Here is a 24,233-nt window from a genome sequence, read left to right as displayed (position 1 = left end):
TTCTCGCCTGTCAGTGATTAGTGGGTATCGTCAAGAGAAGCCGGCAAGCGGTGGAGCAGCTCGCCGATATGATGGGCATCCTCTTCGGTCACCCCTTCGAACAGCGCATTGATCCAGCGCTCATGCTCAACGGCCATGGCCCTGAAGCTTTCGCGACCAGCACTGGTCAGGCAGACCCGCGTGGCGCGCCGGTCGCCCTCAATAGCAATACGTTCCACGGCGCCATCCTCCACCAAGCGGTCAATAATGCCGGTGACGTTGCCGTTGGAAACCCGCAGCCGCTTGGAGAGCTCGTTCATTTTCAGGCCCTCCTCAGCGGCATATAGCGCGGCCATCACATCAAAACGCGGCAGTGTAGAGTCGTGCTCGGTTCGCAGCCGTTCGCGCAGCTCGGACTCCACCTGACGGGTAACCCGCAGCATGCGCAGCCATAAGCGCAGGCGCTCCTTGCTTAAGCTTTCTGCCGTCATACTTCACCCCCTGAGATGGAAATCGCCTGGCCGTTGATTGCGCCACTGTTAGGCCCGCATAGCCATAGAGCCGTCGCGGTGACCTCTGCAGGAGTGACTAATCGCCCTGTAGGGTTGGTCGATTGAAAATGCGCGGTGGCCTGTTCGGCGGATTGGCCTGTTTTGGTCACAATATTCTCCACGCTGGCGGCCAGTAACGGCGTGTCGGTAAAACCTGGGCAGAGCGCATTAACGGTCATATCGCGAGTGGCGGTTTCAGCCGCCAGTGAACGCACCAGCCCCACCACGCCGTGTTTGGCCGCACAGTAAGCACCCACATAGGCGTAACCTTTCAGGCCCGCGGTGGAGGCAACGGCGATAAGGCGCCCGCCGTCGTTCAACTGCTTCAAACCCTCACGCAGGGTCAGAAACACTCCACTAAGGTTTACATTCAACATACGTTGCCACTGCTCGAAAGAGGTCTTGGCGAACGGCGCGCTCTCTGCCGCCCCGGCGTTGGCAATAACGATATCCACATTGCCGATCTTCTCGAAGAGCGCCACCATGGCGGCTTCGTCGGTGACATCGACCACGGCGGTACGAATGCCATCATGCTGCTCGGCAACGGCTTGAAGGGCTGCCTCACGGCGGCCGGTAATCGTGACCTCGGCGCCCGCCTGGGCAAAGGCCAGGGCCATATCGGCACCGATACCGCTGCCGCCGCCGGTAATCACCGCCCGCTTGCCTGCCAGGCTGTTCGCTGCCGAGTTTCTATCGGATTGGCTCATACCCAACCCTCGCCACGTTCAGCCAAGCGCTGTAGCTGATCGGCGCCTGCCCGGTAGGGTGCTGGCCACTCCACCTCACTATCACCCAACCCCGCAGCAACGTGCAGCAGCCAGTAAGGATCGGCGAGATGAGGGCGGGCGATACAGACTAAGTCGGCGCGTCCGGCCATCAGGATCGAGTTCACATGGTCGGCCTGATAGATATTGCCCACCGACATGGTGGCGATAGGCGTCTCGTTACGAATCCGGTCAGAGAAGGGCGTTTGGAACATACGTCCATAGACCGGCTTTGCCTGGGTCGAGGTTTGTCCGGCAGAGACATCGACAATATCCACCTCCGCATCGCGCAACCGTTTGGCGATCTCCACCGCATCGTCTGGGGTGATGCCTTCATCGCCGCACCAGTCGTTGGCAGAAATACGCACCGAAAGCGGCTTATGGGCAGGCCAAACGCGGCGCACGGCGTTGATCACTTCAAGCGGGTAGCGCAGCCGGTTATCCAGCGAGCCGCCGTACTCATCGTCACGGTGGTTGGTTAATGGCGTGATAAACGAAGAGAGCAGGTAGCCGTGGGCGGCGTGAATCTCGATCATGTCAAAACCCGCGCGATCGGCCATCTGCGCCGCACTGACAAACTCATCGCGCACCCGATCCATATCGTCGCGATCCATTGCCTTGGGCACTTGGTTACGCGCTGACCAGGGCTGTGCTGAAGCTGCCAATATTGGCCAATTGCCATCCGTAAGCGGGGCATCCATCTCTTGCCAGCCCAACTGAGTAGAGCCCTTTGCTCCTGAATGGCCGATTTGGGCGCATAGCTTGGCCTGGGTTTCCGTGTGCACGAAATCGCAAAGACGCTTCCACGCTACTTCATGTTCGGGCGCGTACAAGCCTGGGCAGCCGGGGGTGATTCGCCCTCTGGGGCTGACGCAGGTCATCTCTGTATATACCAGGCCTGCGCCACCCTTGGCTCGCTCTGCGTAGTGGCTAAAGTGCCAATCGGTAGGGCAGCCATCGACGGCTTTGTACTGCGCCATGGGAGAGACCACCACGCGATTAACCAGCGTCATATCGCGTAGTTGATAAGGCGCAAACATCGGTGCACGGGCGCTGCCAGCGTTGCCTGCCTGGGTTTGGAACCAGCGCTCTGCACTTTCTAGCCACTGTGGGTCGCGTACCCGCAGGTTTTCGTGACTGATGCGCTGGGAGCGGGTCAATAGCGAGTAGTTGAACTGCACCGGGTCGAGATCCAGGTAGCGCTCCACCTGCTCAAACCACTCGGTGGAGTTGCGCGCGGCTGACTGTAGGCGCAGCACTTCGAAGCGGCGATCCTCTTCATAGCGAGCAACGGCAGCTGCCATGCTGCTTTCGCTGTGCAAGTAATTAGCCAGTGCAATGGCACTCTCCAGTGCGAGCTTGGAGCCGGAGCCAATTGAAAAGTGTGCGGTGGCGGCGGCGTCACCCATCAAAACTACGTTCTCATAGCTCCAGCGTTCGCAGAGTACCCGTGGAAAATTGATCCAGGCGGAGCCGCGTATATGGTTGGCATTGGTCATCAGCGCGTGGCCGTCGAGATGCTTGGCAAAGATGCGCTCGCAGACTGCAATCGACTCCTGCTGGTTCATTTCGCCAAAGCCAAACGCCTGCCAAGTGGCCTCACTGCACTCGACAATAAAGGTCGCCGTATCCCTATCAAACTGATAAGCGTGAGCCCACACCCAGCCATGCTCGGTCTTTTCGAAAATAAAGGTGAAGGCATCGTTGAAGGTTTGATGGGTACCCAGCCAAACGAACTTGCACGCTCGTACATCAATGTCGGGCTTGAAGTGATCGGCGTAGGTTTGGCGGGTGCGGGAGTTAAGCCCATCGGCGGCCAGGACCAAGTCATACTCACGCCGGTACTGCTCAATGGAGGCTTCTGTTATATCGGTTTCAAAGCGCATCTCCACGCCGAGCTCGCGAGCGCGTTCCTGTAGCAGAATCAGTAGTTGGCGGCGCCCAATGCCGCAAAATCCGTGGCCTGTAGAGACGGTTTTGGCGCCTTTATGAACGACCGCAATATCATCCCAATAGGCGAAATGCTCGCGAATTCGCTCTGCACTGGCCGGGTCGTTGGCCGCCAGGTTGTCGAGGGTTTCGTCTGACAGCACCACGCCCCAGCCGAAGGTATCGTCTGCACGATTGCGCTCAATCACCACGACCTCATGGGAGGGATCGTGTAGCTTCATGCTGATAGCGAAATAGAGGCCAGCAGGCCCTCCACCCAGGCAGGCGATTCTCATTTTTATTCTCCACGGAAAACACTCTCTTTCCTGAAGATAGGAGAGGACTCTATAAAATTCAAGCATAAACTTTTTAAGCTTAAAGTATTTTTCTGTGAGTAGGCGTGCGAGCGTTTAAAGCCCTCATGCGGCTGTGCTCGCAATGGTGGCCGGAAGATGAGAGCATAAATAGACGCAGGAATATGGCAGGGGCTGCCGCTTGAGAGCGCTGGTTATCAGCCATAGAAGAAAGCGTTATGGGCAGTGAACTTTTAGTACCATGGAAACCGTACTTGCTGGGATTGACAGAGGTAGTGGGAGGCGCGACTCTAAGCCTATTATTTGTTCTGAGCGTTTGATAGTAGTTATTAATAGCAGTTATAAGGTGACTTTAAGGAGAAAGCCCCATGCTCGAAGATTGCAAAAATGCCCTGGAGCGCTGGGGAGGCGTGCATACCCTGATTGACCGCTGGCTGGATCAGCGCCGTCAGCTATTGATCAGCTTTATTGAGCTAAAAGAAGCGTGTGATGCTGAATTGGAAGCAGTGAGCAAAGCGCCTATCGATACGTTTAGTGAAAAGCTGATGGATTACATCAGCGCCGGTCACTTTGAGATTTACCCCCAGCTCTCGGAAGAGGCACGGGCCTTTAGCGACGAGGGAGCGCTCGTCATCGCGGAGAAGTTGCTCGAGCGTTTAGAAATGTCCACCGAGATGGTGTTGGAGTTCGATACCGATTTTGGCTCCACGCTTAGCTGCGAGCAAAACATCGCCCGCCTACCTGCCTGGATCGACCGCTTAGCCCGGGGCCTTACCGAACGCTTCGCGCTGGAAGACCAATTGATCGCGCGCTTACACGCCGCACACAGCCCGCAGCACACCAAAGCCCCCGCTTAAGTAAGACCTTCCATTAGACAGGCGCCGCTATGCGGCGCTTTTGCTCCATGGTAATCCCGCTTCAACCCCGGCACCGCTTCGCGCTGCTTTCGCGGGTGCGCTAACGCTTACGCCGCGCTACTAAATCACGCGTGCACATAACGCGGTGGGTGCCGAATACCCCATTACCCGTGCACATAAAACGATGGGTGCCAAAACCCCATTACGAAACGGCGGGTGGCCAAACGCCATTACGCATGCACATAAAACGGTGGGTGCCCAATACCTTATAATCGATTCACCATTCACCATTCACCATTCACCATTCACCATTCACCATTCACCATTCACCATTCACCCCCTGCGCCGTAATTTACCCCCAATCACCAACATACACGGCGTGAGCAACAGCGTTAGCGCGGTGGCGAAGGTGAGGCCGCCGGCTATGGCGCTCGACATCTGCGTCCACCACTGGGCGGAGGGCGCATTAAAGCCCAGGGCAGGGGTGAACAGGTCTACATTGATCCCCAGCACCATCGGCATGAGCCCCAATACCGTGGTAATCGCCGTTAACAGCACAGGGCGTAGGCGTAAACAGCCCGCTTCAAGGGCGGCTTCGCCGGGTGTCATACCCTGGCCGCGCAGTTCGTTGTAGGTATCGATCAAAACAATGTTGTTATTGACCACGATACCCGCCAGAGCAATCACGCCCATCCCCACCATGACAATGCCAAACGCCTGGCCGGTAATCAGTAGGCCCATCAGCACCCCCGCGGTGGAGAACACAATCGCCGAGAGCACCAACCCCGCTTGATAAAAGCTATTGAACTGGGTGACCAGAATCAGCGCCATCAAACCGATAGCAATCAAGAAGGCACTGGCTAAGAACTGCATCGACTCCTGCTGGTCCTCCTGCTCACCCGCCACGTTGACCATCAGGCCATCAGGCAAACTGCCGCTGCTTGCGGCTAGCAGGGCAGTTAGGCGCTCATCAGCGAGATAGCCCGGTGCTAAGTCAGCCTCAATGGTAATCGCCCGGCGACCATTGATGCGATTAAGGGTGCCGACCTTCGGCGCCGGTTCCAGAGTCACAAAATTCGAGATCGGCACTTGGCCCCGCTGAGTGTTGATGGTCAAGCGCTCAAGCTGATCCAGCGAACGCCAGTTTTGCGGCAGACGCACGCGGATATCCACTTCATCGCTGACTTCCGGCGGGCGATAGCTAGCCACCTGAAGGCCGGTCGTCAGCAGTTGCACCGCGCTTCCAATGGTCGTTACATCGGTACCCATGCGCGCCGCCGCTTCGCGAACCACGTTAACCTGCCACTCCACGCCCGGAAGGCTGCGGTTATCCTCAATGTCGGTAAAGCCACCCAGCTCGCGCATTAGTTGGGTTATCTGGTTAACGCCTGCATCGGCGACGTCGGGATTCGTGGCGCTGACCTCAAGCACGATTGGCTTACCGCCACCGGGGCCCATCTCCTGCTCCTGAAACTCCAGCGTAATGCCGGGAATATCTCCGGCGCGCTCGGCCATGTCGTCCAAAATGGCCTGGGCAGGGCGACGTTCATGCCAGTCGATAAACTGGAACTGCAGCATGCCAATCACGTCGTTGCCCATCTGCTGGTTAGGCACTGCAAAGGAGCGTGCATACAGCGCTCGCACTTCACTCATGCCGGATAGTTTGGCTTCCACCCGTTGCACAATGGCGTCGGTCTCCACGGCGGAAAAGTCGCCTCGTGCGCGCACCAACACCTGGGCGCTGTCAGGCTCTACGGCTGGGAAGAAGTCGACACCGTGGTTAAAGCGCGCATAGCCGGTATACAGCAGCGCCATTAACAATACGGTCACCAGCAGTACCCAGGCAGGGTGCATAAGTAGCCTTGCCAGCAGGTGGCGATAGCCACGCCCAAAGGAAGTCGTCGCCTCATCAGGGGTAGCGTCTGTCGTCGTTGCGGTGGTACGCGTAAACAGGCGCCCAAGAGTAGGTAAGAACACCAACGCCATGGCCAGCGATGCCAGCAGGCACAAAATTACCGTGGCTGGCAGGTACTTCATAAACTGACCGACCACGCCGGGCCAGAACAGCAGGGGAATAAAGACCGCCAACGTAGTGGCCGTAGAGGCAATCACCGGCCAGCTCATTCTTGAAGCAGCGTTGAGCCACGCCTGATGAGGCGTTTGGCCATCGCGCAGATGGCGGTCGGCAAGCTCGCTGACCACGATAGCGCCATCCACCAGCATGCCCGCCACCAGAATCAGTGCAAACAGCACCACGATATTGAGCGTAAAACCAAACGCCCATACCAGCAGAATACCGGTTAAGAAGGCACCGGGAATGGTAAGCCCCACCAGCAGCGCCATGCGCCAGCCCATCACCGCGACCACTACAATCAGCACTAGCACAACGGCGGTCAGTACGTTATTGAGCAGCTCGGAGAGCATGTTCTTAACGGTGGTCGACTCATCCAGAATAGTGGTGAAACGCAACTGCTCGGGAAGTAAGTCATCTGCATCGGCTAAGCGGTCACGCACCGCGCCAATGGTGGCGATGATATTCGCCCCGGCGCGTTTGGAAACTTCCAGCACCACCGCTGGTTGGCCATCGATGCGGGCAAAGCCTTCGGGGTCTTTATAGGTAGGGTTGATCCAGGCCACATCGCCAAAGGTGACCACACGATCCTCATCGACCTTGACCGGCATATTCATAACATCGTCAAGGGACTCGATAATACCGGGGACTTTCAGCGCCAGGCGCCCCGCGCCGGTATCCAAACTGCCCGCTGCCACCAAGCGGTTATTGCGCGATACCTGATTAAATAGCGTGTCAAAATCAACGCCGTAGCTTTCCAGTACCAAAGGATCAACGACGATCTCCAGCAAGTCTTCCCGCTCACCGGCAATATCGACTTCCAGCACATCGGCGATGCCTTCGATCTCCTCCTGCAAGCGTCGGGCAATCGTCATGCGCTCACGGGTATCCAACTGCCCGGAGAGGCCAATGGTCAACACCGGAAACTCCGAGACGTTGACCTCCATCACCCGCGGCTCATCGGCCTCGGAAGGTAGTTCGCTGCGGGCAATATCCACCCGGTCACGTACATCGGTTAGCGCGGTGTCGGGATCAAAGCCGGGGTCGAATTCCAGAGTAATCGAGCCATGCCCCTCGCTGGATTGGGCGGTGAACTTGCGCAACCCTTCAATGCCACGCAGTTCCTGCTCCATGGGGCGAATCAGCAGCCGTTCGCCATCCTCGGGGCTCACCCCCTCCAGTGTCAGCGAGACATAAATCATCGGAATGGTGACGTCGGGGTTAGCTTCTTTAGGGATCATCTGCCAGGCAGTGATGCCCGCCAATAGAAGACTCACCAACAGCAGTAATGTCGTGCGAGTGTGGGCTAGCGCCGCATTAATCAACTGGCGCATGAACGCTATCCTGTTCCGCCGGCTGTGAAATAATCGCCTCTTCAACAGGCACCGGGGTCACTGTCTCACCGATATCTACCATGCCAGCGCCCAACGTGATCAGGCGTAGCGGGTCGGGTAGGCCTGTCACGTAGGCGTGCTGCGTATCGGCACTCACCAGCTCCACGGTGGTCTGCTGTACTGTGTTGTTCTCATCCAGGTGCTTGACCGCCAGTTGGCCTTCGCTATTCAAACTCAGCAGCGCAGGCGAAAGGGTATGCACCTGGCGGGGTGGCAGCGTAATGGTCAGCTCCGCACTGCCGCCTGCCAAGCGTTTACCGGCCGGGTTATCCAGCGTGGCTTCGATATAAAAGCTGCGAGTGGCCTCTTCAGCGCGGTGACTAACAAAGGTCAGCTCACCTTCGAGGTGGTCGCCATTGAGTAGCCGCGCGGTCACCGGTAACCCCTCGCTTAAATCGCCCACTTGCTGCTGAGAAACCCAGGCGGCACCTTTCAAACGGCGGTCATCGACCAGTTGGCCCCACTCTTCACCGGGCTGTAATAGGTCGCCTAGTTCCACCTGAACGCGGTTCAGCACGCCATCGAAAGGTGCGGTGGGGCGGCTGTCGTCCAGTTGCTTCTGGAGTTGCGCCACGGAAGCGGCGCTGGCGCTTAGTGCGCTCTGCAGGCGCAGTAACTCGGGCTGGGAAATCAGCTCCCGCTGGCGCAGGTTGCGAGCCCCGGCATACTCCGCCTCGGCCACGGCTAGTTCATCCCGGGCCTGCTGTAGCTGCTCGGGCAGAGCGTCATTATCCAGTACCAGTAGCGTATCGCCCGCCGCAACGCGGCTACCTTGCGCGACCGGCTTCTCAGCCACAAAGCCCGCGACGTTGGCGCGCAGGATTGTTTCGTGCTCTGCCGTTAGTTGGCCCTGGACGATTTGCTGAGGAATAAACGGCGTGCTCTGCTGCACGACAATTTCAACCCGCGAACCTGCTTCGCTGCGCGCTGGGGCGTCTGGGGGTGTGGTTTGAAAGCGCTGAAAATTACCAAAAGCGAGCCATATCACTAGCGTCAGCACCAGAAGGCTAGCCAAGGCATAAGAGAACGGGATTTTTCGCATGGAGCGTCCATGTCCTTAGCAAAACAAGAAAGGAGGCCATAAAGCCGAAGATACCATAGCGCAACTCAACCTTTTCAGCGAGTAGCAAGCTATTGAGCGAATAGCAAGCATGGTAAATGGGTAGTAGTCGCATGTCTGATTGAGTTTTTCCCCGGCTGGGCATACCATCTTTGCGTCTTGAGTTCTGTTAAGCCACTCCTCAGGCGAGAACCATCCCTAGGCGAACCAATCAAGGAGCAATGATGAAAGATCCAGTACGTATTGCGATTACCGGCGGCGCCGGTCAGATCAGTTACTCTCTTATTTTCCGCATCGCCGCTGGCGACATGTTGGGGCCGGATCAGCCTGTCATTCTCCAGCTTCTGGAAATTCCCCAGGCAATGGACGCCCTGAACGGCGTGGTAATGGAAGTCAACGACTGTGCCTTCCCGCTGGTACAAGACATCGTTGCCACCGATGACCCGAACGTAGCGTTCAAAGACGCTGATTTCGCCTTGCTGGTTGGCGCACGTCCGCGTGGCCCAGGCATGGAGCGTAAAGACCTGCTGGAAGCCAACGCAGCGATCTTCTCCGTTCAAGGTAAAGCATTGAACGATCACGCCAGCCGTGATGTGAAAGTGCTGGTCGTCGGTAACCCGGCCAACACCAACGCGCTGATTGCTTCCTGCAACGCGCCGGACCTGGACGCAGGTCAGTTCACCGCCATGACGCGTTTGGATCACAACCGTGCCCTGACCCAGCTGGCACAGAAAACCGGTAAGCATGTCACTGACGTTGAAAACATGATCATCTGGGGCAACCACAGTGCCACCCAGTACCCGGATCTGGCTCAGTGCAAAGTCGACGGCAAAGCAGCGTTCGATCTGGTTGAGCGCGATTGGTACGAAAACGACTTTATCCCCACCGTGCAGCAGCGCGGCGCGGCGATCATCAAAGCACGTGGCGCTTCTTCTGCCGCTTCTGCTGCCTCTTCCGCCATCGACCATATGCACGACTGGGCGCTGGGTTCCAAAGGCATCGTCAGCATGGCAATTCCGTCTGACGGCAGCTACGGCATCGACGAAGGCATCATCTACTCCTACCCGGTACGTTGCCAGGGTGGCAAGTATGAAATCGTTCAAGGCTTCGAAATTGACGAATTCAGCCAAGAGAAGATGAAAGCCACCGAGAAAGAACTGCGCGAAGAGCGTGCAGCAGTCGAGCACCTGCTCGGCTAAACGCGCCCGCTGACGCTTTTACACTAGCGCCAGTTAACGCCAAACCCCGCAAGCTTAGCTTGTGGGGTTTTTTGTTGGGTGAGATTTAGCAGCATGAAACGGTGCCGAGGTTGGTGTGGGGTGCCACGGCCATTTGCATAGCGTACACACGCTCTTGGAATCCCCACCTTCATGTGCCTGCGAGATTTAGTAGCGCGTGGTAAGCGAAGCGCACCCGCGAAAGCAGCGCGGAGCGGTGCCGGGATTATAAGTCCGTTCGTTAGTGACTCGAATTTTTGACAGAAAGAGTGTCAAATGGCTAGGTAAGCTATTTATTTGTAAGGGGGATTGAAATGCATGCGATTGAATTTGAGGCAGATATTCAGAATGGGGTAGTTAAAATCCCCGATGAATATGCGCATTTAAAGAACAGACATGCCCGAATCGTTGTTTTGTATGAGAATACAAAGGAGGAGGAGAACCCCTCCGTTAAGCAAGTTGGAATAGATTTTACCTCTGTGAAAGCTCCGTCTCTGACAGCACATGACGGCGTCGAATACCAAAGGAATTTGCGGGATGAGTGGTAGCTATCTCCTCGATACCAATGTCTTCATTAATGCCATTGAACGTCAGTTGTGTCTGCCAGCTGCCCATTACGCCTTTTCTGTCATCACTGAGCTTGAGCTTCTGGCCTTTCCCGGTTTGCTCCCAGAGGACGAGCAGGCGATTAAGGTGATATTGGCCCAGCTAACAAGAGTGGAACTGGATCATCAGGTCAAAAACGAAACCATCAAGGTACGACGAAGTACTCAAATGAAACTGCCGGATAGTATTATCTCTGCTTCCGCATCTGTAGCAGCAGCAACGTTGGTCACAGATGACGTTAAGTTAGCAGATAAACATGCTGGCAATGTGATTTCGCTTGATACTCTCCTAAGCCGTTAAATATTTACCTGCGTGTGGCAATTATTGATACCAGGGCGCGTGCGGTGCTCTTGGGCGTCGTTCCGCCGCCTCCCGCGGGTGCCTCGACACGCTCGCTGAACTCGCTTTCTCGTTACCACGCGCTACGACAATCACTCGATTTCGGTGGCATGATAACGTGCTACGGCCATTTGCATAACGTGCACACGCCCTTGGAATCCCCACCTGCATGTGCCTGCGAGATTTAGTAGCGCGTGGTAAGCGTCAGCGCACCCGCGAAAGCAGCGCGAAGCGGTGCCGGGGTTGGTGTGGGGTACCACTGGGCGTCATCCCGCCGTCATCCTCAAGTGCCTCGGTTGCTCGTTACCACGCGCTACGAAACCTATACTCCTGACGACTCACGACTCACGACTCACGACTCACGACTCACGACTCACGACTCACGACTCACGACTCACGACTCACGACTCACGACTCACACAACCTAATCCCGCAAACTCATAATCCGCCATTGGCGTTCTTTGGCGATTTCGCGCAGGGTGTCGTCGGGGTCGACGGCGACGGGGTGCTCGACTATTTCTAACAGCGGCAAATCATTGTGCGAGTCGCTGTAGAACCACGCGCCTTCCATGGTCAGGTCTTGATCTTCCAGCCACTTTTCTAAGCGGGTGACTTTGCCTTCGCGGTAGCTGGGAATGCCCGAAACGCGCCCCGTGTAGCGGCCCTCTTTGACCTCCGGGTTCACCGCGATTAAGTGATCGACCCCCAAACGCTCGGCAATTGGGGCGGTAATAAAGCGGTTGGTGGCGGTAATAATCAGCAGCGTGTCGCCTTTGGTGCGGTGGCGTGCCAGAAGCTCTTCGGCTTTGGGCAGAATATTGGGTTCGATCTTGCTGGCCATGAACTGCTGGTGCCACGCTGAAAGCTGTTCCGGCGAATTATCAGCCAGCGGTTTAAGCGCCATCTCCAAAAAAGCAGCCATATCCAGGGTGCCCGCGTTGTAATCAGCCATGAAGCGCTCATTGGCTTCCCGGTAGGCAACCGGGTCGACTGCCCCTTGTTCGAGTAAAAACTCGCCCCAGGCATGATCGCTGTCGATGGATAGCAGCGTATTATCCAAATCGAATATGGCCAGACTCACGGCGCTCCCCTTTTTTAGTCAGTGGATAGTAGACAGTCGTTAGTGCTCAAAGACGCTAGTTAGGCAAATAGCGGACGCGGATTATCGCAGAGTCGTCATGTCATTCCCACCAACGCACGTTCTTCGCTCCATGCTGATACGCAACCATTCATCACTTAGCGTTATATTGTATTGATACGCTTGTCACCCTTGTGGAAAAATGGGGACAACTGAAAATTTATTAAGGTGATGTCCGTGATCGACGCTGACGGCTTTCGCCCCAATGTTGGCATCATCATTGCCAATAGCCAGGGGCAGCTGCTTTGGGCGCGTCGGGTAGGACAAAATGCGTGGCAATTTCCCCAGGGGGGCATCAATGCAAGCGAGACGCCACAACAAGCACTTTTTCGTGAACTTTACGAAGAGATCGGCCTAACCGCCGACGATGTTGATATTGTTGCCTGCACCCGGGGCTGGCTACGCTACCGTCTGCCACGACGTATGATTCGCACACATTCGCGTCCGGTCTGTATAGGCCAGAAGCAGAAGTGGTTTTTACTTAAAATCCGTTGCCAGGAAAGCCAGATCTGTATGACGGCAACCCCAACCCCCGAGTTTGATGGGTGGCGTTGGGTGAGCTACTGGTACCCGCTAGGGCAGGTAGTGCCTTTTAAACGAGAGGTATATCGGCGCGCGCTGCGGGAGTTGTCTCTCCGCGTTCAGCGTCTGGCACAGGATGACGATTAGGGCGATTGGCCGCTGCCCAGGGTAGGGCGGCAGCAGTCTGCCAGAAAATTCCTCAGCGAGGCAAATAATAGTGAAAAGTAAAACGTCCATGCTTGAGGTGTTGCGCCGGGTGATTCAGGAAGTGAACGGCGCGCGCACCCTCGACGCCGCGCTGTCCACGATGGTACGCCGAATTCGTAAAGCGATGCAGACTGATGTGTGCTCCTTCTACCTTTACGACAAGGAGCTTGAGTCGCTGGTATTGATGGAGACCATTGGTCTGCGCACTCAAGCCGTAGGGCGCGTAGTACTGCCGTTAGGTGAAGGCCTGGTGGGCTTGGTGGCCAAACGCAGCGAGCCGCTTAACCTTGAAGATGCCCAGACCCACCCGCAATTCCGCTACTTTGAAGCCACCGGTGAGGAGCGCTACTCCAGCTTTTTGGGTGTGCCGATTATTCATCAGCGCCACATGCTGGGCGTATTGGTGGTTCAGCAAGCCGAAAAGCGCCGCTACGACGATGAGGACGAAGCCTTTCTGGTCACCATGGCCGCGCAGTTGGCGGGTGTGCTGGCGCATGCTTTAGCCACGGGCAACCTGCTGCGCCCGGCGCTTGCCGGAGGGCAGGCAATGTTTAAAGGCGTTGCTGCCTCGCCTGGCATGGCCATGGGGGAAGCAGTGGTGATTACCCCGCCCGCGGATTTAAACAGCGTGCCGGATCTGATACCCCGCGATCAGGATTATGAGGTCGCCCGCCTCAAAGAAGCCATTGGCAAAACCCGCAACGAAATTCGTGCCGCGGCCGAACGATTGGCAAGCAGGATCTCTGCTCAAGAGCTGGCGCTGTTCGATGTTTATCAGCAGATGCTCGGCGAAGCCGCGCTGGCTGATGAAGTGGAAAAACGCATTCGCGAAGGCCAGTGGGCACCAGGCGCTCTGGCCGATGTAGTGCGTCGTCACGTCCAGTATCTGGAGCGGGTAGACGACAACTACCTACGCGAGCGAGCGGCTGATATTCGTGATCTTGGCCGCCGGGTACTTGCGCATCTGCAAGAAGATACCCCATCCACGCCGGAAACCTACCCCGATAACGCTATTCTGGTCGGTGATGAGATCAGCGTGGCCATGCTGGGTGAAGTCCCCCGCGAAAAGCTCAAAGGGCTGGTCTCGGTACGCGGCTCCAGCACGTCCCACGTGGCGATTGTCGCCCGGGCCATGGGCATCCCGACAGTGCTGGGCATGATGGATTTACCGCTGCCGCGCCTAGGCGGTGCGCCGGTGGTGCTGGACGGCCACCGTGGCCGCCTGTTTGTGCGCCCGGCGCCTGAACTTACGGCCCGTTATGAAAGTCTGATCGCCGAAGAAGAGGCGCTCAGCGAACTGCTTGAGCACGAGCAGGATCTGCCCAGCGCCACGCCCGACGGTCACACGATGCCGCTTATGGTCAATACCGGCTTAGCGGTAGATGCCACCGCGCTGCTTAAAAGCCGTATCGGTGGAGTGGGCCTCTACCGAACCGAAGTGCCGTTTATGATTACCGAACGCTTCCCCGGCGAGAAAGAGCAAACCAAGCTTTATCGTGAGCAGCTCGAAGGCTTTGCCCCGTTGCCGGTGGTGATGCGCACATTGGATATCGGCGGTGACAAGGATCTGCCCTATTTCCCCATTGAAGAGGCGAATCCGTTTCTAGGCTGGCGTGGTATGCGCGTAACGCTGGATCACCCGGAAGTGTTAATGGTGCAACTGCGCGCCATGCTCAAAGCCTCGATCGACCTGGATAACCTCTACGTTCTCTTCCCGATGATTACCAACGTCGAAGAGGTCGATGAAGCGCTGCGCCTGCTTGATCGCGCCATTCTAGAGCTGGGCGAAGAGGGGATTACTGTCGTCAGACCTAAAGTGGGCGTGATGATTGAAGTGCCCGCCACTATCTATCAAATGGACGCGCTGGCGAAGCGAGTCGACTTTTTCTCCGTGGGCAGCAACGATCTAACCCAGTACTTGCTGGCGGTAGACCGTAACAACCCGCGCGTATCGAGTCTTTATGATGCGCTGCACCCGGCGTTGCTCGGCGCTCTGCTGGAACTTGCTAATGATGCGACGCGGCTCGATAAGCCCATTTCGCTCTGTGGTGAATTGGCCGGAGACCCGGCTGGAGCGCTGCTGCTCATGGCCATGGGCTTTACCAGTCTTTCCATGAATGCGCCAAGTCTGCCCAAAGTGCGCGCGGCCATTCGCCGAGTGCCGTTCAGCGATGCCGAGCAGTTGCTCAAAGAAGTGATGGAGCTAGACACCCCTGCCCAGGTGCATACCCATCTAGAGGGACGCATGGATGAGTGGCAGCTATCGCACCTGATGCCGCCCCGTGACTAAGTTCTTTATGCAAAGCCTAGGGTGTAGATTCAAGCGAACTGCTGGGCAACGCTAAAGAGGTTTCACCCTCAAAGCGCCCCAGCGGCCCAAAGCGCTGTTCGGTAACTTCGATGTGCCCGTCGCTATCCAGAGTGAGCCACGAGGTGGCGCGGGTGCCATAGCGTTCGCCGACAATAAACGCCGCTGAAAGCTGGCGCTCCAATTCAAGCCCCACGCCGGTATCCGGCAACTCCTCGATAGCCGCTTCTTGTGGATTTTGCATAGCGCGCTGAACGCCACTAGGCCATGCCTGGAACGGGTCTGGCTGTAAAAGAGTGTGCTCAAGCGCAGTGCGTACATGTAGAAGCTTTGGCCAGGGTGAGTTGAGATCAGCGTTGGAGAGGCCATGAACCCCGGGAGCTACCTCAGTGAGAGCCAGACGATCTCTGCTGCGGTGTAGGTGCCAAAGCCGTTGGGGCGTGGCGACCAATAAATTAAAGCCCGCGTAGCGCATTGCCTCGCCCTGGCTGAGCGCAGTTAGCCACGCTTCTATATCGCTACATTGCAGGGCATCGGCGACCAGTTCCCCCCTGCTTGGCGCGCCGGGTGGGGTGCCCAATTGCGGGTCACGTACGTTGGTTAACGCGGCCACTACACCGCCGCGCTTGGCTGCCAGCCACGAGCCACCGGCCTCTAAATCGCGGCCACCGACAATGGCCGAGTTATCTTGCCACTCACCCAGCGGCGCGGTGGGGCGCGCATGGAACTCATCACGGTTACCCATTAGCCGCAAAGGCATGGGGGTGCCGGGTTGCCAAGCAAACGATATCAAGCACATAACAAACTCGCAGGCGATAAGGATGAAAAACGTTCAACGCAAGAGCCGCATGACAGTAACGAAGCGTAGACGTACACTGACATTAGTATCATGTTTGTAGCATAAATCGTCACACCGAATGGGTGTGGGGCCTTAAACAGCGGTCACGTTATCAGCGGCCATACGGCCAATAGGAAGGCGAGATCATGCAGCGCTATCAAAGGGAGCACTTTTGGAATGCCATTGTTTGGCCTCTGCTGTGGCCACTGCTGCTTGTGCAAGCAGCATTAATCGTGCTCTGCGTGGTGGTTGGCGCCATGATGTGGTGGATGTCGCCCAGCTACGTCTCTTGGAGCACCATGTTGTGGCTAATGGCGGCGCTGCTTATCGGCAGCAGTTTGAATGTCGGCGCCTTCCTGATGTTGGTTAAAGCGCATGCTCGGCGTCAAGATAATCGCTTTATGCAAGAACTCACCGAACTTGAACGGCACAGTCAAGCACTATGCGCTACCGCTGCGCGTTCACTGCCCGAGCATAAATGTTCCCCGCCGGATGTCGCCGACGAATCTCATCTACCCCTTCAGCGGCTGGCCAGCGTTAATGAAATCCTCGCCGGTCTTGAGCGCTGCATGCACTGCTCCCAAGTGGCCACTGCCGCTACTAAGAACACCCGGCAGGAGCATGAGCAAACCCTGCTGGACGATCTTCAGCACCAGCAACGGCAGCTCAAGCACTTGATCGCCGGTCGTGAAAGGGCGCGGGAAGAGTCACGATTAAAATCAGGCTACTTAACGCTGCTGCAGCGTGAAACGGATAGCTTGTTAGACCATTTAAACAGCATGGTTGATAAAGAGCTCACCGATAACGGTGGGCAAAATATCATGGAAGTGTATGAGCACCTATCGGATATCCGCGCACTACTGACCAATCTTGTTCAACAAAGCGCTGAGGTAGGAGTTGAACCGGGTTCTGAACAAAATTCTTTGAGCGGTGAGGCACAAGGGAGGAGTGGTGATCGCCTGGGGGCGCCGCGCACTTTACGCGTATTGGTCGTTGACGACGGGCCGGTAAATTTGATGCTGGCCCGGCAGATGCTGGAAACCCAGGGCCTACAGGTGGAAGGCGCTAGCAGCGGTGAACAGGCGTTGGAACGCCAGCAATACGCGATATTTGATCTGGTATTTATGGATATTTTTATGCCCACTCTGGACGGGCTCGAAACCACCCGGCGTTGGCGCGAGTACGAACGCAACCATGGCGGTAGCCAAAGCGTGTTAGTAGCACTAACGGCCAACGTCGACAATGCCGGGCGCGACGCCTGTCTGGCGGCTGGTATGGATGACTTACTTGCCAAGCCTTACCAACCCCAAACCCTCATGAATATGATTGCTCACTGGTTCCCAGGCACGGTTAAAGCGGCTCCGTCTGAATGACCATCGTCACGACGTTATCGATTTATTTAACCTTAGGTGCCGTTGCGGGCACGATGGCTGGCGTATTCGGAGTGGGCGGTGGGCTCATTATCGTTCCTGTCTTGGTCTTTGCGTTTGGGCTGCAGAACATCGCTTCTGAAATTGCCATGCATTTAGCCATTGGCACCTCTCTTGCCACTATTCTTGTCACCGGTTCATCGTCCACCCTTGGCCATTATCGGCGCGGCAGCATTCACCGAGGGTGGCTTAAAGCGCTGCTGCCTGGCTTAGTGTTAGGTTCCATCGTTGGGGCGTTTATTGCCGACAACCTCTCCGGCACGGTGCTGGGAACTATGTTTGGCATCTTTGTTCTACTCATTGCCGCAAAAATGGTGTTTGGATTAACGCCTAAGCCGGGCAGTGCCTCACCCGGTAAATGGATAATGACGCTCGCCGGTGGCGCAATCGGTGCTATTTCAGCACTGTTCGGGATTGGCGGAGGCGCCATGACAGTACCGCTACTATCACGCTGTGGTGCCAGCATGACTCAAGCGGTGGGCACGGCAGCGGCGGTAGGGCTACCCATCGCGCTGGTGGGGGCTCTGGCGTTTATCGTGGTGGGCTGGGGTAATCCACTGCTGCCCGCCTGGACAACTGGCTTTGTTATGTGGCCAGCGTTTTTCAGTATCGTGGTCACCAGCGTTCCATTTGCCCGCTTAGGCGTTAAACTTGCCCATGTTTTGCCCGCTCATGTGCTACGTCTCTCCTTCGCGTTACTGCTGGCAGTGGTAGGGGTTCGCTTCCTGCTCTCCTAGCCGGTGAATGTTTGGCTTGTTGAGTGAGTGCTATAAATACTTCCTTTGGTCAGATTAGAGAGTGTAAATGATTAATTACCCAACGATTGACCCAGTGGCTATCTCCTTGGGGCCGCTGCAAGTCCATTGGTATGGCCTTATGTATGTGGTGGGATTTGTCGCCGCCTGGTGGCTTGGCTGTCGGCGCGCATCGCGTATTGGTCTCAATAATGACGATATCGGTGATTTGCTCTTCTACTGTGCCATCGGTGTCGTGGCTGGAGGGCGCTTAGGGTACGCGCTGTTCTACGGGCTAGGACAGTGGACAGCCGACCCGCTGTGGATCTTCCGCGTATGGGATGGCGGCATGAGCTTTCACGGCGGCCTACTCGGGGTGCTCCTCGCCGCCTGGATATTCGCTCGGCGTAAGCAGTTGGCTTTTTTAACGCTCACCGACTTTATCGCTCCTCTGGTGCCGATTGGCTTGGGTGCCGGGCGTATTGGTAACTTTATTAATCACGAGCTACCGGGCCGCATGACCTCGCTTCCTTGGGGCATGCCATTTCCCGGCATGGGGCCTGAGCCGCGTCATCCATCAGCACTCTACGAGGCGCTGTTAGAAGGCGTCGTGCTGTTCGCCATTCTGTGGTGGGTCTCCGCCAAGCCGACCGCACGAGGCTTTTTATCCGGGCTGTTTTTAGTCTGCTACGGCGTGTTCCGCTTTATGGTCGAATTTGTCCGCATGCCCGACGCCCACATTGGTTTTATCGCCTTCGGCTGGGTCACCATGGGCATGCTGCTCTCGCTTCCCATGATCGCGCTGGGCCTCGTCATCATCGCCTGGTCACGCTCCCAACCAGTGGATGTTAAGGTTTGATGGGGTCATAGAGCCTTGCCTGATTCAGTTGGAAATAGCGGTATTACGTCAGGTTGTCATTAGAACCTATTGGGAAATAGTTGTTCATGACAAAGCCAAATTGAGTTAATACAGAGGTGTGGTATGAGACTCAGTGAAGAGCAGAAAGCTATCGTAAAGCAGGTAGGCCAGGAAGTTTTCGGTAATAATGTTCAGCTTGCGCTCTTTGGTTCCCGCTTAAACGACCATGTCAAGGGCGGGGACATCGACATTTTAGTCAAGAGTGACAAGCCAATGACGGGCAAAATGATCAAGATGTTGACCATGACGGCTCGGTTACAGATGCGCCTGGGCGACCAGCCAATCGACATATTGATTTATGATCCAGAAACACCCTTGTCACCTGTGTATGAGCAAGCGCTTACTAATGGAGAGCTAATATGAGTGGTCTTCTTCCGGTTGAGCGCTTCGTGGCGACGCTTAGCATAGTAAAGCGTGAAGGGAATCACTTAGCATACAGTTGGCTTACGCTATTTGCTGAAGGGAAGCTGATTACCCAAACATGGGTAGAGGTGCTAGACGAACAGCCAGAAGAGGCGGTTCTTTTAGAAGCTTTCGTTTCCAGGTTTGGCCGAATGCAAGATACGTTAGCCGATAAGTTATTACCTCGCTGGTTACAGGCGCTTGCGGAAAAGCCTGGAAGCCAAATTGAAACACTAAACCGGGCTGAGCGCTTAGGTGTAGTAGAAAGTGTTGAAGGGTGGCTGATTGCCAGAAAACTTTGTAACCAGTTGGTTCATGAGTACATGGAAAATGCATGCGAGTTTGCAGAGGCGATCAATATTGCGCGAGATTCGAGTCTTATGCTTATGGATACCTATAACCAGCTTCACAATTATGCTGAAAGTAAAATGGCCTTAGCTGATTTGCCGGGGTTGTTGGATTTACCTAATAGCTAGTGTTCTTGGAAGATGAAGGAACTCAACTATCTGATAATTGGGGGAGTACACCAACGGGTGCCTCAAACGCTCGCCGAACTCGTACGGGGATGTGCACTCGCTCGCTTTCGGTGGTGTGATTACGTACCGCAGCCATATCATAATGTGCACAGTGCATTGGATCCCCCGCATTCATGTGCATGCGAGATTTAGTAGCGCGTGGTAAGCGAAGCGCACCCGCGGGAGCAGCGCGAAGCGGTGCCGGGGTTGGGCGAATAACGTTAACAGGCCGGCACTGCTAGACCGGGCAGCTATGGGCGCCTAGAATAAACCGCTACATCGCCTGTTAATTTGGAAATTCTGTGACTGCACCAACGCCCGCGCTTGAGCAACCCTATTTAGACTTGATGCAAACCGTTTTGGAGCATGGCGTTGACCGCCACGACCGTACAGGCGTCGGCACGCGCTCCGTGTTTGGCCATCAAATGCGCTTTGATTTATCGCGTGGTTTTCCGCTACTGACCACCAAAAAACTCCACCTGCGCTCGATTATTCACGAACTCCTGTGGTTCCTGAAAGGCGACACCAACATCGCCTACCTAAAAGAGAACGGCGTGCGGATTTGGGACGAGTGGGCGGATGAAAACGGCGATTTAGGCCCCGTTTATGGCTACCAGTGGCGCAGCTGGCCCGACCCAAAAGGTGGCAGCGTTGACCAAATTGCCAAGGTGCTCGGTCAAATTCGCACCACCCCCCAATCCCGCCGCCTGATTGTTTCTGCATGGAACCCAGCCCAGGTCGATGAAATGCAGCTACCACCGTGCCACTGCCTGTTCCAGTTCTATGTGGCCAATGGCAAGCTGTCGTGCCAGCTCTATCAGCGCAGCGCCGACATTTTCCTCGGCGTGCCGTTTAATATCGCCAGCTACGCCTTACTACTGACCATGGTCGCCCAGGTGACCGGCCTGCAGCCGGGTGAATTTATCCACACCCTAGGCGATGCGCACCTGTACAGTAACCACCTTGAACAGGCCAAAGAGCAGCTATCGCGTACGCCTAAAGCGGCGCCTAAGCTAGTGCTCAATCCAGAGGTAGACGACTTGTTCGCATTCCGTTTTGAAGATATTCACATTGACGCTTACGAGGCGCACCCGCACATCAAGGCCGAGGTAGCGGTATGAGCCAGCAAAACGATACGAGTAACCAAAACGGCGCTTTCGACTCTCTGGTGCCGGTGGCAATGATCGTTGCCATGGCTAAAAATCGTGTGATCGGCGTAGACGGCAAGTTGCCCTGGTACCTGCCCGAAGATTTAAAGTTCTTCAAACGCATTACCCAGGCAAAACCGCTGGTCATGGGGCGTAAAACCTACGCTTCCATTGGCAAGCCGCTGCCTAATCGGCTTAATGTCGTTGTCACCCGCAACGCCGAGTTTTCCCACGAAGGCGTACGCGTGTGCCATGACCTGCCCGCAGCGCTAGAGCTAGCCGACCAGCACGCCACCATAGAGGCGGCAGAAGAGATCATGGTAATGGGAGGCGGAGAAATTTACCGCCAGGCGCTTCCCTTTGCACAGCGGCTTTACATAACGGAAGTGGACATAGAGGTAGAAGGCGACGCAACGTTTCCTGACTTCGACCCCAGCGAGTGGCAAGAAGTACAGCGCGTAGCGGGGCAGCCAGCAGAAGGGCAGCCAAGTTATGATTTCGTCGTTTACGAGCGCATCGCCGACTAAAAAGGGCAAAGGAGAAGGCTATGGCCGCCAGCTTAATGAATATATTAGATGATTTAGAAGCGCGTCTTGAACGCACACAAGCTGAGCTACATGCCCTGCGTGAAGAAAACCAGCGGCTAAAGCAGCAATTGGCATTGAAAAACGCCCAATCGCAAAGCGAGCCAAGCTCCGAAGCCACGACTACAATAGACACTGAAATACATAGCGAAGAAGCTGTCGATGCAAAAGTTCTCGACCCAAAAGCGCCTGAAACGCCAGATCAGGCCGAGCCAGAAGAAGCCAAGCCAGTAGAAACAGTGCTAGAAGAAAAAGGTGAATTATCGGCTACCGCTGAAACGGCCAAAGCGCCTTCGCCGCATGCCCTGCTGAATCAATGGTACGAGCGCTACCCCAAGGCGTTTTTTAAAGGCCACACAAAGCCCTTAAAAGTTGGTATTCATCAACAGCTTGCAGAGCGCGAAGAGTGGCCTAATAAGCTAATTCGTCGAGCCTTAGCCAACTACGTGAACCTCCCGCGCTATATAAAAGCAGTGCGCGAGGGTGCCGAACGGGTAGATTTGGATGGCCAACCCGCAGGTAAGGTCGATAAAGAAGCGGCGCGACACGCAGCAGAAAAACGCGGTGAGAAGAAAGAAGGAGGGCAGCCCAAAAAAGCGCAACCTAAACCATCGCCTGCCGCTAAAAACACCCGTCAAGAAAAACCGAAACAGCCTGATTTAGCGCAGGATGCAGAACCGAAGGCAGGAAAAGGCGAGCCGCGTAAGTCGCTTAGCTTGGAAGACAAATTGTTAGATTTACAGCAGAAATTCAAAGGCCGCTGAGACCGGGCCCAGCAGCAGGGGTTCCATAAAAAAGCACAAATAGTAAGAAAACACTGTTTTTTTCTATTGCGTTCCCTGGAGTCCCGGTATAGAGTTTGTTCTGCGAGCATTGGACTATAACAAGGCTTAGTTGAGGACATGCCGCATACCATCGGGAAAAACCGATGGATGGCAAAAGAGCATGGCCCGCAAAAGCCAACTGCCAACTTATTAAGAGTTGAGCAGCAACGATCGAAACAGTATACGAGTTAAGGAACTTACATCATGAAAAAGACACTTTTAGCGACTGCTATCGTTGGCGCCCTGGGTGCCTCTGCTGCAGCCCAAGCTGCAACCGTTTATGACCAGGATGGCACCAGGCTTGACGTCTATGGCCGTATCGCCATGGGTGTTGCTGGTGGCGGCCCTGAGTACAACGGTGGCGGCGAAAAAATCAACAACGACGCTGAGTTCGTAGATGTTTACTCACGTCTTGGTCTGCGCATGAGCCACGAAGTTTCACGTGACCTGACTGCTTTCGGTCGTGTTGAGTGGCGTTTCGACGGTGACGAGCGTACCGGCCCTAGCGGTAATGGCAACAGCGGTTTCAAAGAAGTTCGTCAGAGCTACATCGGCTTGCAAAGCGACCAGTTCGGTACTTTCCAAGCAGGTAATTTCGACAGCTTCTACAACCAGTTCGTTTCCAAGCCGTTCGATTGGGAAATTGATCGCGGTTTAGAGTTTGCTGGTCACCCGAAGCAGTCGCGTGGCGACTCTATCGGTTACTACACGCCTGACCTGAGCGGCTTCACTGCCTTCTTGCAGCTGAAACACTATAGCGAGCGCGGCCTGACTGAAGCGGAAGAAACTTCTGAAGGTGACGTAATCGCACCGCAAGGTGGTGTTCGTTACGCACAAGGCCCTGTAACTGTAGGTCTGGGTTTTGTTGAAGACGTTGCACGTGGCGGCGGTAACGCTGAAATGTTGTACGGTCTGATCGGTTCTTACGATATTACTGACCAGTTCTCTGCTCGCTTGGGTTACGAAACTCGCGACGATAACAACCTTCGTGGTGGTGGTTACGACACAGTTGGCCTAGGTGGTACTTTCACCACTGGTCCTTGGGCATTTGCTGCTGACGTCTACGACGTAGATCCTGACAACGGCGACAGCCGCACTTCTTGGGCCCTGGGTTCTTACTATAAAGTTTCCAGCAACTTTGATGTGTTCCTAGAGCTGCAGCAAGCTGACCAGCCGTCTATCGACGTTACCGTCGGCGGTGGCAGTGGCATCGATGTTGAGCGCGCTGATGGCGACGACATGTATTGGCTGACAGGCGCTCGTTACCACTTCTAAGCCTGGTTTAATTACCACGCATGAAGGGTTAACTGCCTAGCAGAACCAAATATAACCGGCCTCTTTAGAGGCCGGTTTTTTTTTGCATTTTTGTCAATAATATTTATTAATACAAATAAGAACTGTTTTCCTTTAAAGCCAACTTGATATTGTATAACATTGTTTCGCTGCATATAGCTGAGAATAGCTGAATAGCTAAAGCAGCTAACAAAATTAGCGTATCAAGGGATTATTTCTAATGCAGAAGAAGCAGTTAGCGGTGGTTGTAGCCGGCCTGTTAAGGAAGCTCTGAAAAAGTCACTGCCATC

The 24,233-nt window shown here is 55.5% G+C and carries 22 protein-coding genes; 15 read left to right on the top strand and 7 right to left on the bottom strand.

All coding sequences use genetic code 11. The features are described from left to right. Positions 1 to 17: 17 nt before the first annotated feature. Genes K7H09_RS21670 through K7H09_RS21660 form a run of 3 tightly spaced genes read right to left on the bottom strand, consistent with a single transcriptional unit; the run spans position 18 to position 3,519 of the window. The gene (locus tag K7H09_RS21670) at positions 18 to 470 is read right to left on the bottom strand and encodes a MarR family winged helix-turn-helix transcriptional regulator (RefSeq protein ID WP_027958830.1); all 453 of its coding nucleotides are present in this window, start codon (positions 468 to 470) and stop codon (positions 18 to 20) included. Next, positions 467 to 1,237 carry an SDR family NAD(P)-dependent oxidoreductase gene (locus tag K7H09_RS21665; RefSeq protein WP_174788081.1) on the bottom strand — a complete coding sequence of 257 codons (771 nt, stop codon included), beginning with the start codon at positions 1,235 to 1,237 and terminating at the stop codon, positions 467 to 469. The genes K7H09_RS21670 and K7H09_RS21665 overlap by 4 nt, the downstream gene beginning before the upstream one ends. Then, positions 1,234 to 3,519, bottom strand: a complete 2,286-nt coding sequence (locus K7H09_RS21660; protein WP_174788082.1) for a bifunctional salicylyl-CoA 5-hydroxylase/oxidoreductase — start codon at positions 3,517 to 3,519, stop codon at positions 1,234 to 1,236. Before K7H09_RS21660 ends, K7H09_RS21665 begins: the two co-directional genes overlap by 4 nt. Positions 3,520 to 3,905: 386 nt before the next feature. On the opposite strand from K7H09_RS21660, the gene K7H09_RS21655 reads away from it, so the two are divergent. Continuing rightward, positions 3,906 to 4,394 carry an Rsd/AlgQ family anti-sigma factor gene (locus tag K7H09_RS21655; RefSeq protein ID WP_041157933.1) on the top strand — a complete coding sequence of 163 codons (489 nt, stop codon included), beginning with the start codon at positions 3,906 to 3,908 and terminating at the stop codon, positions 4,392 to 4,394. A gap of 333 nt (positions 4,395 to 4,727) precedes the next feature. Here K7H09_RS21655 and K7H09_RS21650 read toward each other — a convergent pair whose 3' ends face one another. Both K7H09_RS21650 and K7H09_RS21645 read right to left on the bottom strand, forming a co-directional pair. After that, positions 4,728 to 7,799: an efflux RND transporter permease subunit gene (locus tag K7H09_RS21650; protein WP_230805953.1), complete on the bottom strand. Its 3,072-nt coding sequence runs from the start codon at positions 7,797 to 7,799 to the stop codon at positions 4,728 to 4,730. Next, a complete protein-coding gene (locus K7H09_RS21645) occupies positions 7,783 to 8,901 on the bottom strand; it encodes an efflux RND transporter periplasmic adaptor subunit (RefSeq protein ID WP_230805950.1) in 1,119 nt (372 codons plus the stop codon). The genes K7H09_RS21650 and K7H09_RS21645 overlap by 17 nt, the downstream gene beginning before the upstream one ends. A gap of 242 nt (positions 8,902 to 9,143) precedes the next feature. Between K7H09_RS21645 and K7H09_RS21640 the strand changes: the two genes are divergently transcribed. The 3 genes from K7H09_RS21640 to K7H09_RS21630 all read left to right on the top strand — a co-directional run bounded on the left by K7H09_RS21640 (position 9,144) and on the right by K7H09_RS21630 (position 11,042). Continuing rightward, positions 9,144 to 10,118: a malate dehydrogenase gene (locus K7H09_RS21640; protein ID WP_022519687.1), complete on the top strand. Its 975-nt coding sequence runs from the start codon at positions 9,144 to 9,146 to the stop codon at positions 10,116 to 10,118. A gap of 332 nt (positions 10,119 to 10,450) precedes the next feature. Then, the gene (locus tag K7H09_RS21635; RefSeq protein WP_138800624.1) at positions 10,451 to 10,684 is read left to right on the top strand and encodes a hypothetical protein; all 234 of its coding nucleotides are present in this window, start codon (positions 10,451 to 10,453) and stop codon (positions 10,682 to 10,684) included. Beyond that, positions 10,674 to 11,042: a PIN domain-containing protein gene (locus K7H09_RS21630; protein WP_138800623.1), complete on the top strand. Its 369-nt coding sequence runs from the start codon at positions 10,674 to 10,676 to the stop codon at positions 11,040 to 11,042. The genes K7H09_RS21635 and K7H09_RS21630 overlap by 11 nt, the downstream gene beginning before the upstream one ends. Before the next feature lie 463 nt (positions 11,043 to 11,505). On the opposite strand, the gene K7H09_RS21625 is transcribed toward K7H09_RS21630, so the two are convergent. After that, positions 11,506 to 12,162, bottom strand: coding sequence for an HAD family hydrolase (locus K7H09_RS21625; protein WP_009288657.1), 657 nt, complete (start codon positions 12,160 to 12,162; stop codon positions 11,506 to 11,508). A gap of 234 nt (positions 12,163 to 12,396) precedes the next feature. Here K7H09_RS21625 and rppH point away from each other — a divergent pair, with 234 nt between their 5' ends. Further along, positions 12,397 to 12,888, top strand: coding sequence for an RNA pyrophosphohydrolase (gene rppH / locus K7H09_RS21620; RefSeq protein WP_230805948.1), 492 nt, complete (start codon positions 12,397 to 12,399; stop codon positions 12,886 to 12,888). 88 nt (positions 12,889 to 12,976) lie between these two features. Further along, on the top strand, positions 12,977 to 15,238 hold the full coding sequence (ptsP, locus tag K7H09_RS21615) for a phosphoenolpyruvate--protein phosphotransferase (RefSeq protein WP_039860909.1): 2,262 nt from the start codon (positions 12,977 to 12,979) through the stop codon (positions 15,236 to 15,238). 16 nt (positions 15,239 to 15,254) lie between these two features. Here the strand turns inward: ptsP and K7H09_RS21610 are convergent, their stop codons facing one another. Further along, positions 15,255 to 16,055 (bottom strand): NRDE family protein, encoded by an 801-nt coding sequence (locus K7H09_RS21610; RefSeq protein ID WP_022519682.1) that lies wholly within the window; start codon positions 16,053 to 16,055, stop codon positions 15,255 to 15,257. A gap of 185 nt (positions 16,056 to 16,240) precedes the next feature. Between K7H09_RS21610 and K7H09_RS21605 the strand changes: the two genes are divergently transcribed. From K7H09_RS21605 to K7H09_RS21565, 9 genes are all read left to right on the top strand, one after another. Beyond that, positions 16,241 to 17,467 carry a response regulator gene (locus K7H09_RS21605; RefSeq protein ID WP_230805945.1) on the top strand — a complete coding sequence of 409 codons (1,227 nt, stop codon included), beginning with the start codon at positions 16,241 to 16,243 and terminating at the stop codon, positions 17,465 to 17,467. Beyond that, positions 17,464 to 18,261, top strand: a complete 798-nt coding sequence (locus tag K7H09_RS21600; protein WP_230805943.1) for a sulfite exporter TauE/SafE family protein — start codon at positions 17,464 to 17,466, stop codon at positions 18,259 to 18,261. Before K7H09_RS21605 ends, K7H09_RS21600 begins: the two co-directional genes overlap by 4 nt. A 67-nt stretch (positions 18,262 to 18,328) precedes the next feature. Beyond that, complete coding sequence (gene lgt / locus K7H09_RS21595; RefSeq protein WP_022519679.1) at positions 18,329 to 19,117, top strand: prolipoprotein diacylglyceryl transferase; 789 nt, start codon at positions 18,329 to 18,331, stop codon at positions 19,115 to 19,117. A gap of 123 nt (positions 19,118 to 19,240) precedes the next feature. Next, a complete protein-coding gene (locus K7H09_RS21590; protein ID WP_022519678.1) occupies positions 19,241 to 19,540 on the top strand; it encodes a nucleotidyltransferase domain-containing protein in 300 nt (99 codons plus the stop codon). Further along, positions 19,537 to 20,055: a hypothetical protein gene (locus K7H09_RS21585; protein WP_230805941.1), complete on the top strand. Its 519-nt coding sequence runs from the start codon at positions 19,537 to 19,539 to the stop codon at positions 20,053 to 20,055. Before K7H09_RS21590 ends, K7H09_RS21585 begins: the two co-directional genes overlap by 4 nt. A 386-nt stretch (positions 20,056 to 20,441) precedes the next feature. After that, entirely contained in the window at positions 20,442 to 21,215 is a 774-nt protein-coding gene (locus tag K7H09_RS21580) for a thymidylate synthase (RefSeq protein ID WP_053857259.1), read from the top strand. Then, positions 21,212 to 21,769 carry a dihydrofolate reductase gene (locus tag K7H09_RS21575; protein WP_190373552.1) on the top strand — a complete coding sequence of 186 codons (558 nt, stop codon included), beginning with the start codon at positions 21,212 to 21,214 and terminating at the stop codon, positions 21,767 to 21,769. The genes K7H09_RS21580 and K7H09_RS21575 overlap by 4 nt, the downstream gene beginning before the upstream one ends. A 20-nt stretch (positions 21,770 to 21,789) precedes the next feature. Continuing rightward, positions 21,790 to 22,590, top strand: a complete 801-nt coding sequence (locus K7H09_RS21570) for a ProQ/FINO family protein (protein ID WP_230805940.1) — start codon at positions 21,790 to 21,792, stop codon at positions 22,588 to 22,590. 264 nt (positions 22,591 to 22,854) lie between these two features. Next, positions 22,855 to 23,925: a porin gene (locus K7H09_RS21565; protein ID WP_230805938.1), complete on the top strand. Its 1,071-nt coding sequence runs from the start codon at positions 22,855 to 22,857 to the stop codon at positions 23,923 to 23,925. Positions 23,926 to 24,233: the final 308 nt, after the last annotated feature.

The sequence above is a fragment of the Halomonas sp. IOP_14 genome (assembly GCF_021021315.1).
Classification (GTDB): domain Bacteria; phylum Pseudomonadota; class Gammaproteobacteria; order Pseudomonadales; family Halomonadaceae; genus Vreelandella; species Vreelandella titanicae.
Note: the sequence above shows the minus strand (reverse complement) of the source record. Positions and strands in the feature narration are given on the sequence as shown.

Coding starts and splice junctions, on each gene's coding strand:
- K7H09_RS21670 (WP_027958830.1), bottom strand. CDS start 470: ATGACGGCAGAAAGCTTAAGCAAGGAGCGCCTGCGCTTATGGCTGCGC.
- K7H09_RS21590 (WP_022519678.1), top strand. CDS start 19,241: ATGAGACTCAGTGAAGAGCAGAAAGCTATCGTAAAGCAGGTAGGCCAG.
- K7H09_RS21660 (WP_174788082.1), bottom strand. CDS start 3,519: ATGAGAATCGCCTGCCTGGGTGGAGGGCCTGCTGGCCTCTATTTCGCT.
- K7H09_RS21605 (WP_230805945.1), top strand. CDS start 16,241: ATGCAGCGCTATCAAAGGGAGCACTTTTGGAATGCCATTGTTTGGCCT.
- K7H09_RS21565 (WP_230805938.1), top strand. CDS start 22,855: ATGAAAAAGACACTTTTAGCGACTGCTATCGTTGGCGCCCTGGGTGCC.
- K7H09_RS21655 (WP_041157933.1), top strand. CDS start 3,906: ATGCTCGAAGATTGCAAAAATGCCCTGGAGCGCTGGGGAGGCGTGCAT.
- K7H09_RS21610 (WP_022519682.1), bottom strand. CDS start 16,055: ATGTGCTTGATATCGTTTGCTTGGCAACCCGGCACCCCCATGCCTTTG.
- K7H09_RS21570 (WP_230805940.1), top strand. CDS start 21,790: ATGGCCGCCAGCTTAATGAATATATTAGATGATTTAGAAGCGCGTCTT.
- K7H09_RS21585 (WP_230805941.1), top strand. CDS start 19,537: ATGAGTGGTCTTCTTCCGGTTGAGCGCTTCGTGGCGACGCTTAGCATA.
- K7H09_RS21645 (WP_230805950.1), bottom strand. CDS start 8,901: ATGCGAAAAATCCCGTTCTCTTATGCCTTGGCTAGCCTTCTGGTGCTG.
- K7H09_RS21665 (WP_174788081.1), bottom strand. CDS start 1,237: ATGAGCCAATCCGATAGAAACTCGGCAGCGAACAGCCTGGCAGGCAAG.
- K7H09_RS21630 (WP_138800623.1), top strand. CDS start 10,674: ATGAGTGGTAGCTATCTCCTCGATACCAATGTCTTCATTAATGCCATT.
- K7H09_RS21640 (WP_022519687.1), top strand. CDS start 9,144: ATGAAAGATCCAGTACGTATTGCGATTACCGGCGGCGCCGGTCAGATC.
- K7H09_RS21600 (WP_230805943.1), top strand. CDS start 17,464: ATGACCATCGTCACGACGTTATCGATTTATTTAACCTTAGGTGCCGTT.
- K7H09_RS21580 (WP_053857259.1), top strand. CDS start 20,442: ATGCAAACCGTTTTGGAGCATGGCGTTGACCGCCACGACCGTACAGGC.
- K7H09_RS21575 (WP_190373552.1), top strand. CDS start 21,212: ATGAGCCAGCAAAACGATACGAGTAACCAAAACGGCGCTTTCGACTCT.
- K7H09_RS21650 (WP_230805953.1), bottom strand. CDS start 7,799: ATGCGCCAGTTGATTAATGCGGCGCTAGCCCACACTCGCACGACATTA.
- lgt (WP_022519679.1), top strand. CDS start 18,329: ATGATTAATTACCCAACGATTGACCCAGTGGCTATCTCCTTGGGGCCG.
- K7H09_RS21635 (WP_138800624.1), top strand. CDS start 10,451: ATGCATGCGATTGAATTTGAGGCAGATATTCAGAATGGGGTAGTTAAA.
- ptsP (WP_039860909.1), top strand. CDS start 12,977: ATGCTTGAGGTGTTGCGCCGGGTGATTCAGGAAGTGAACGGCGCGCGC.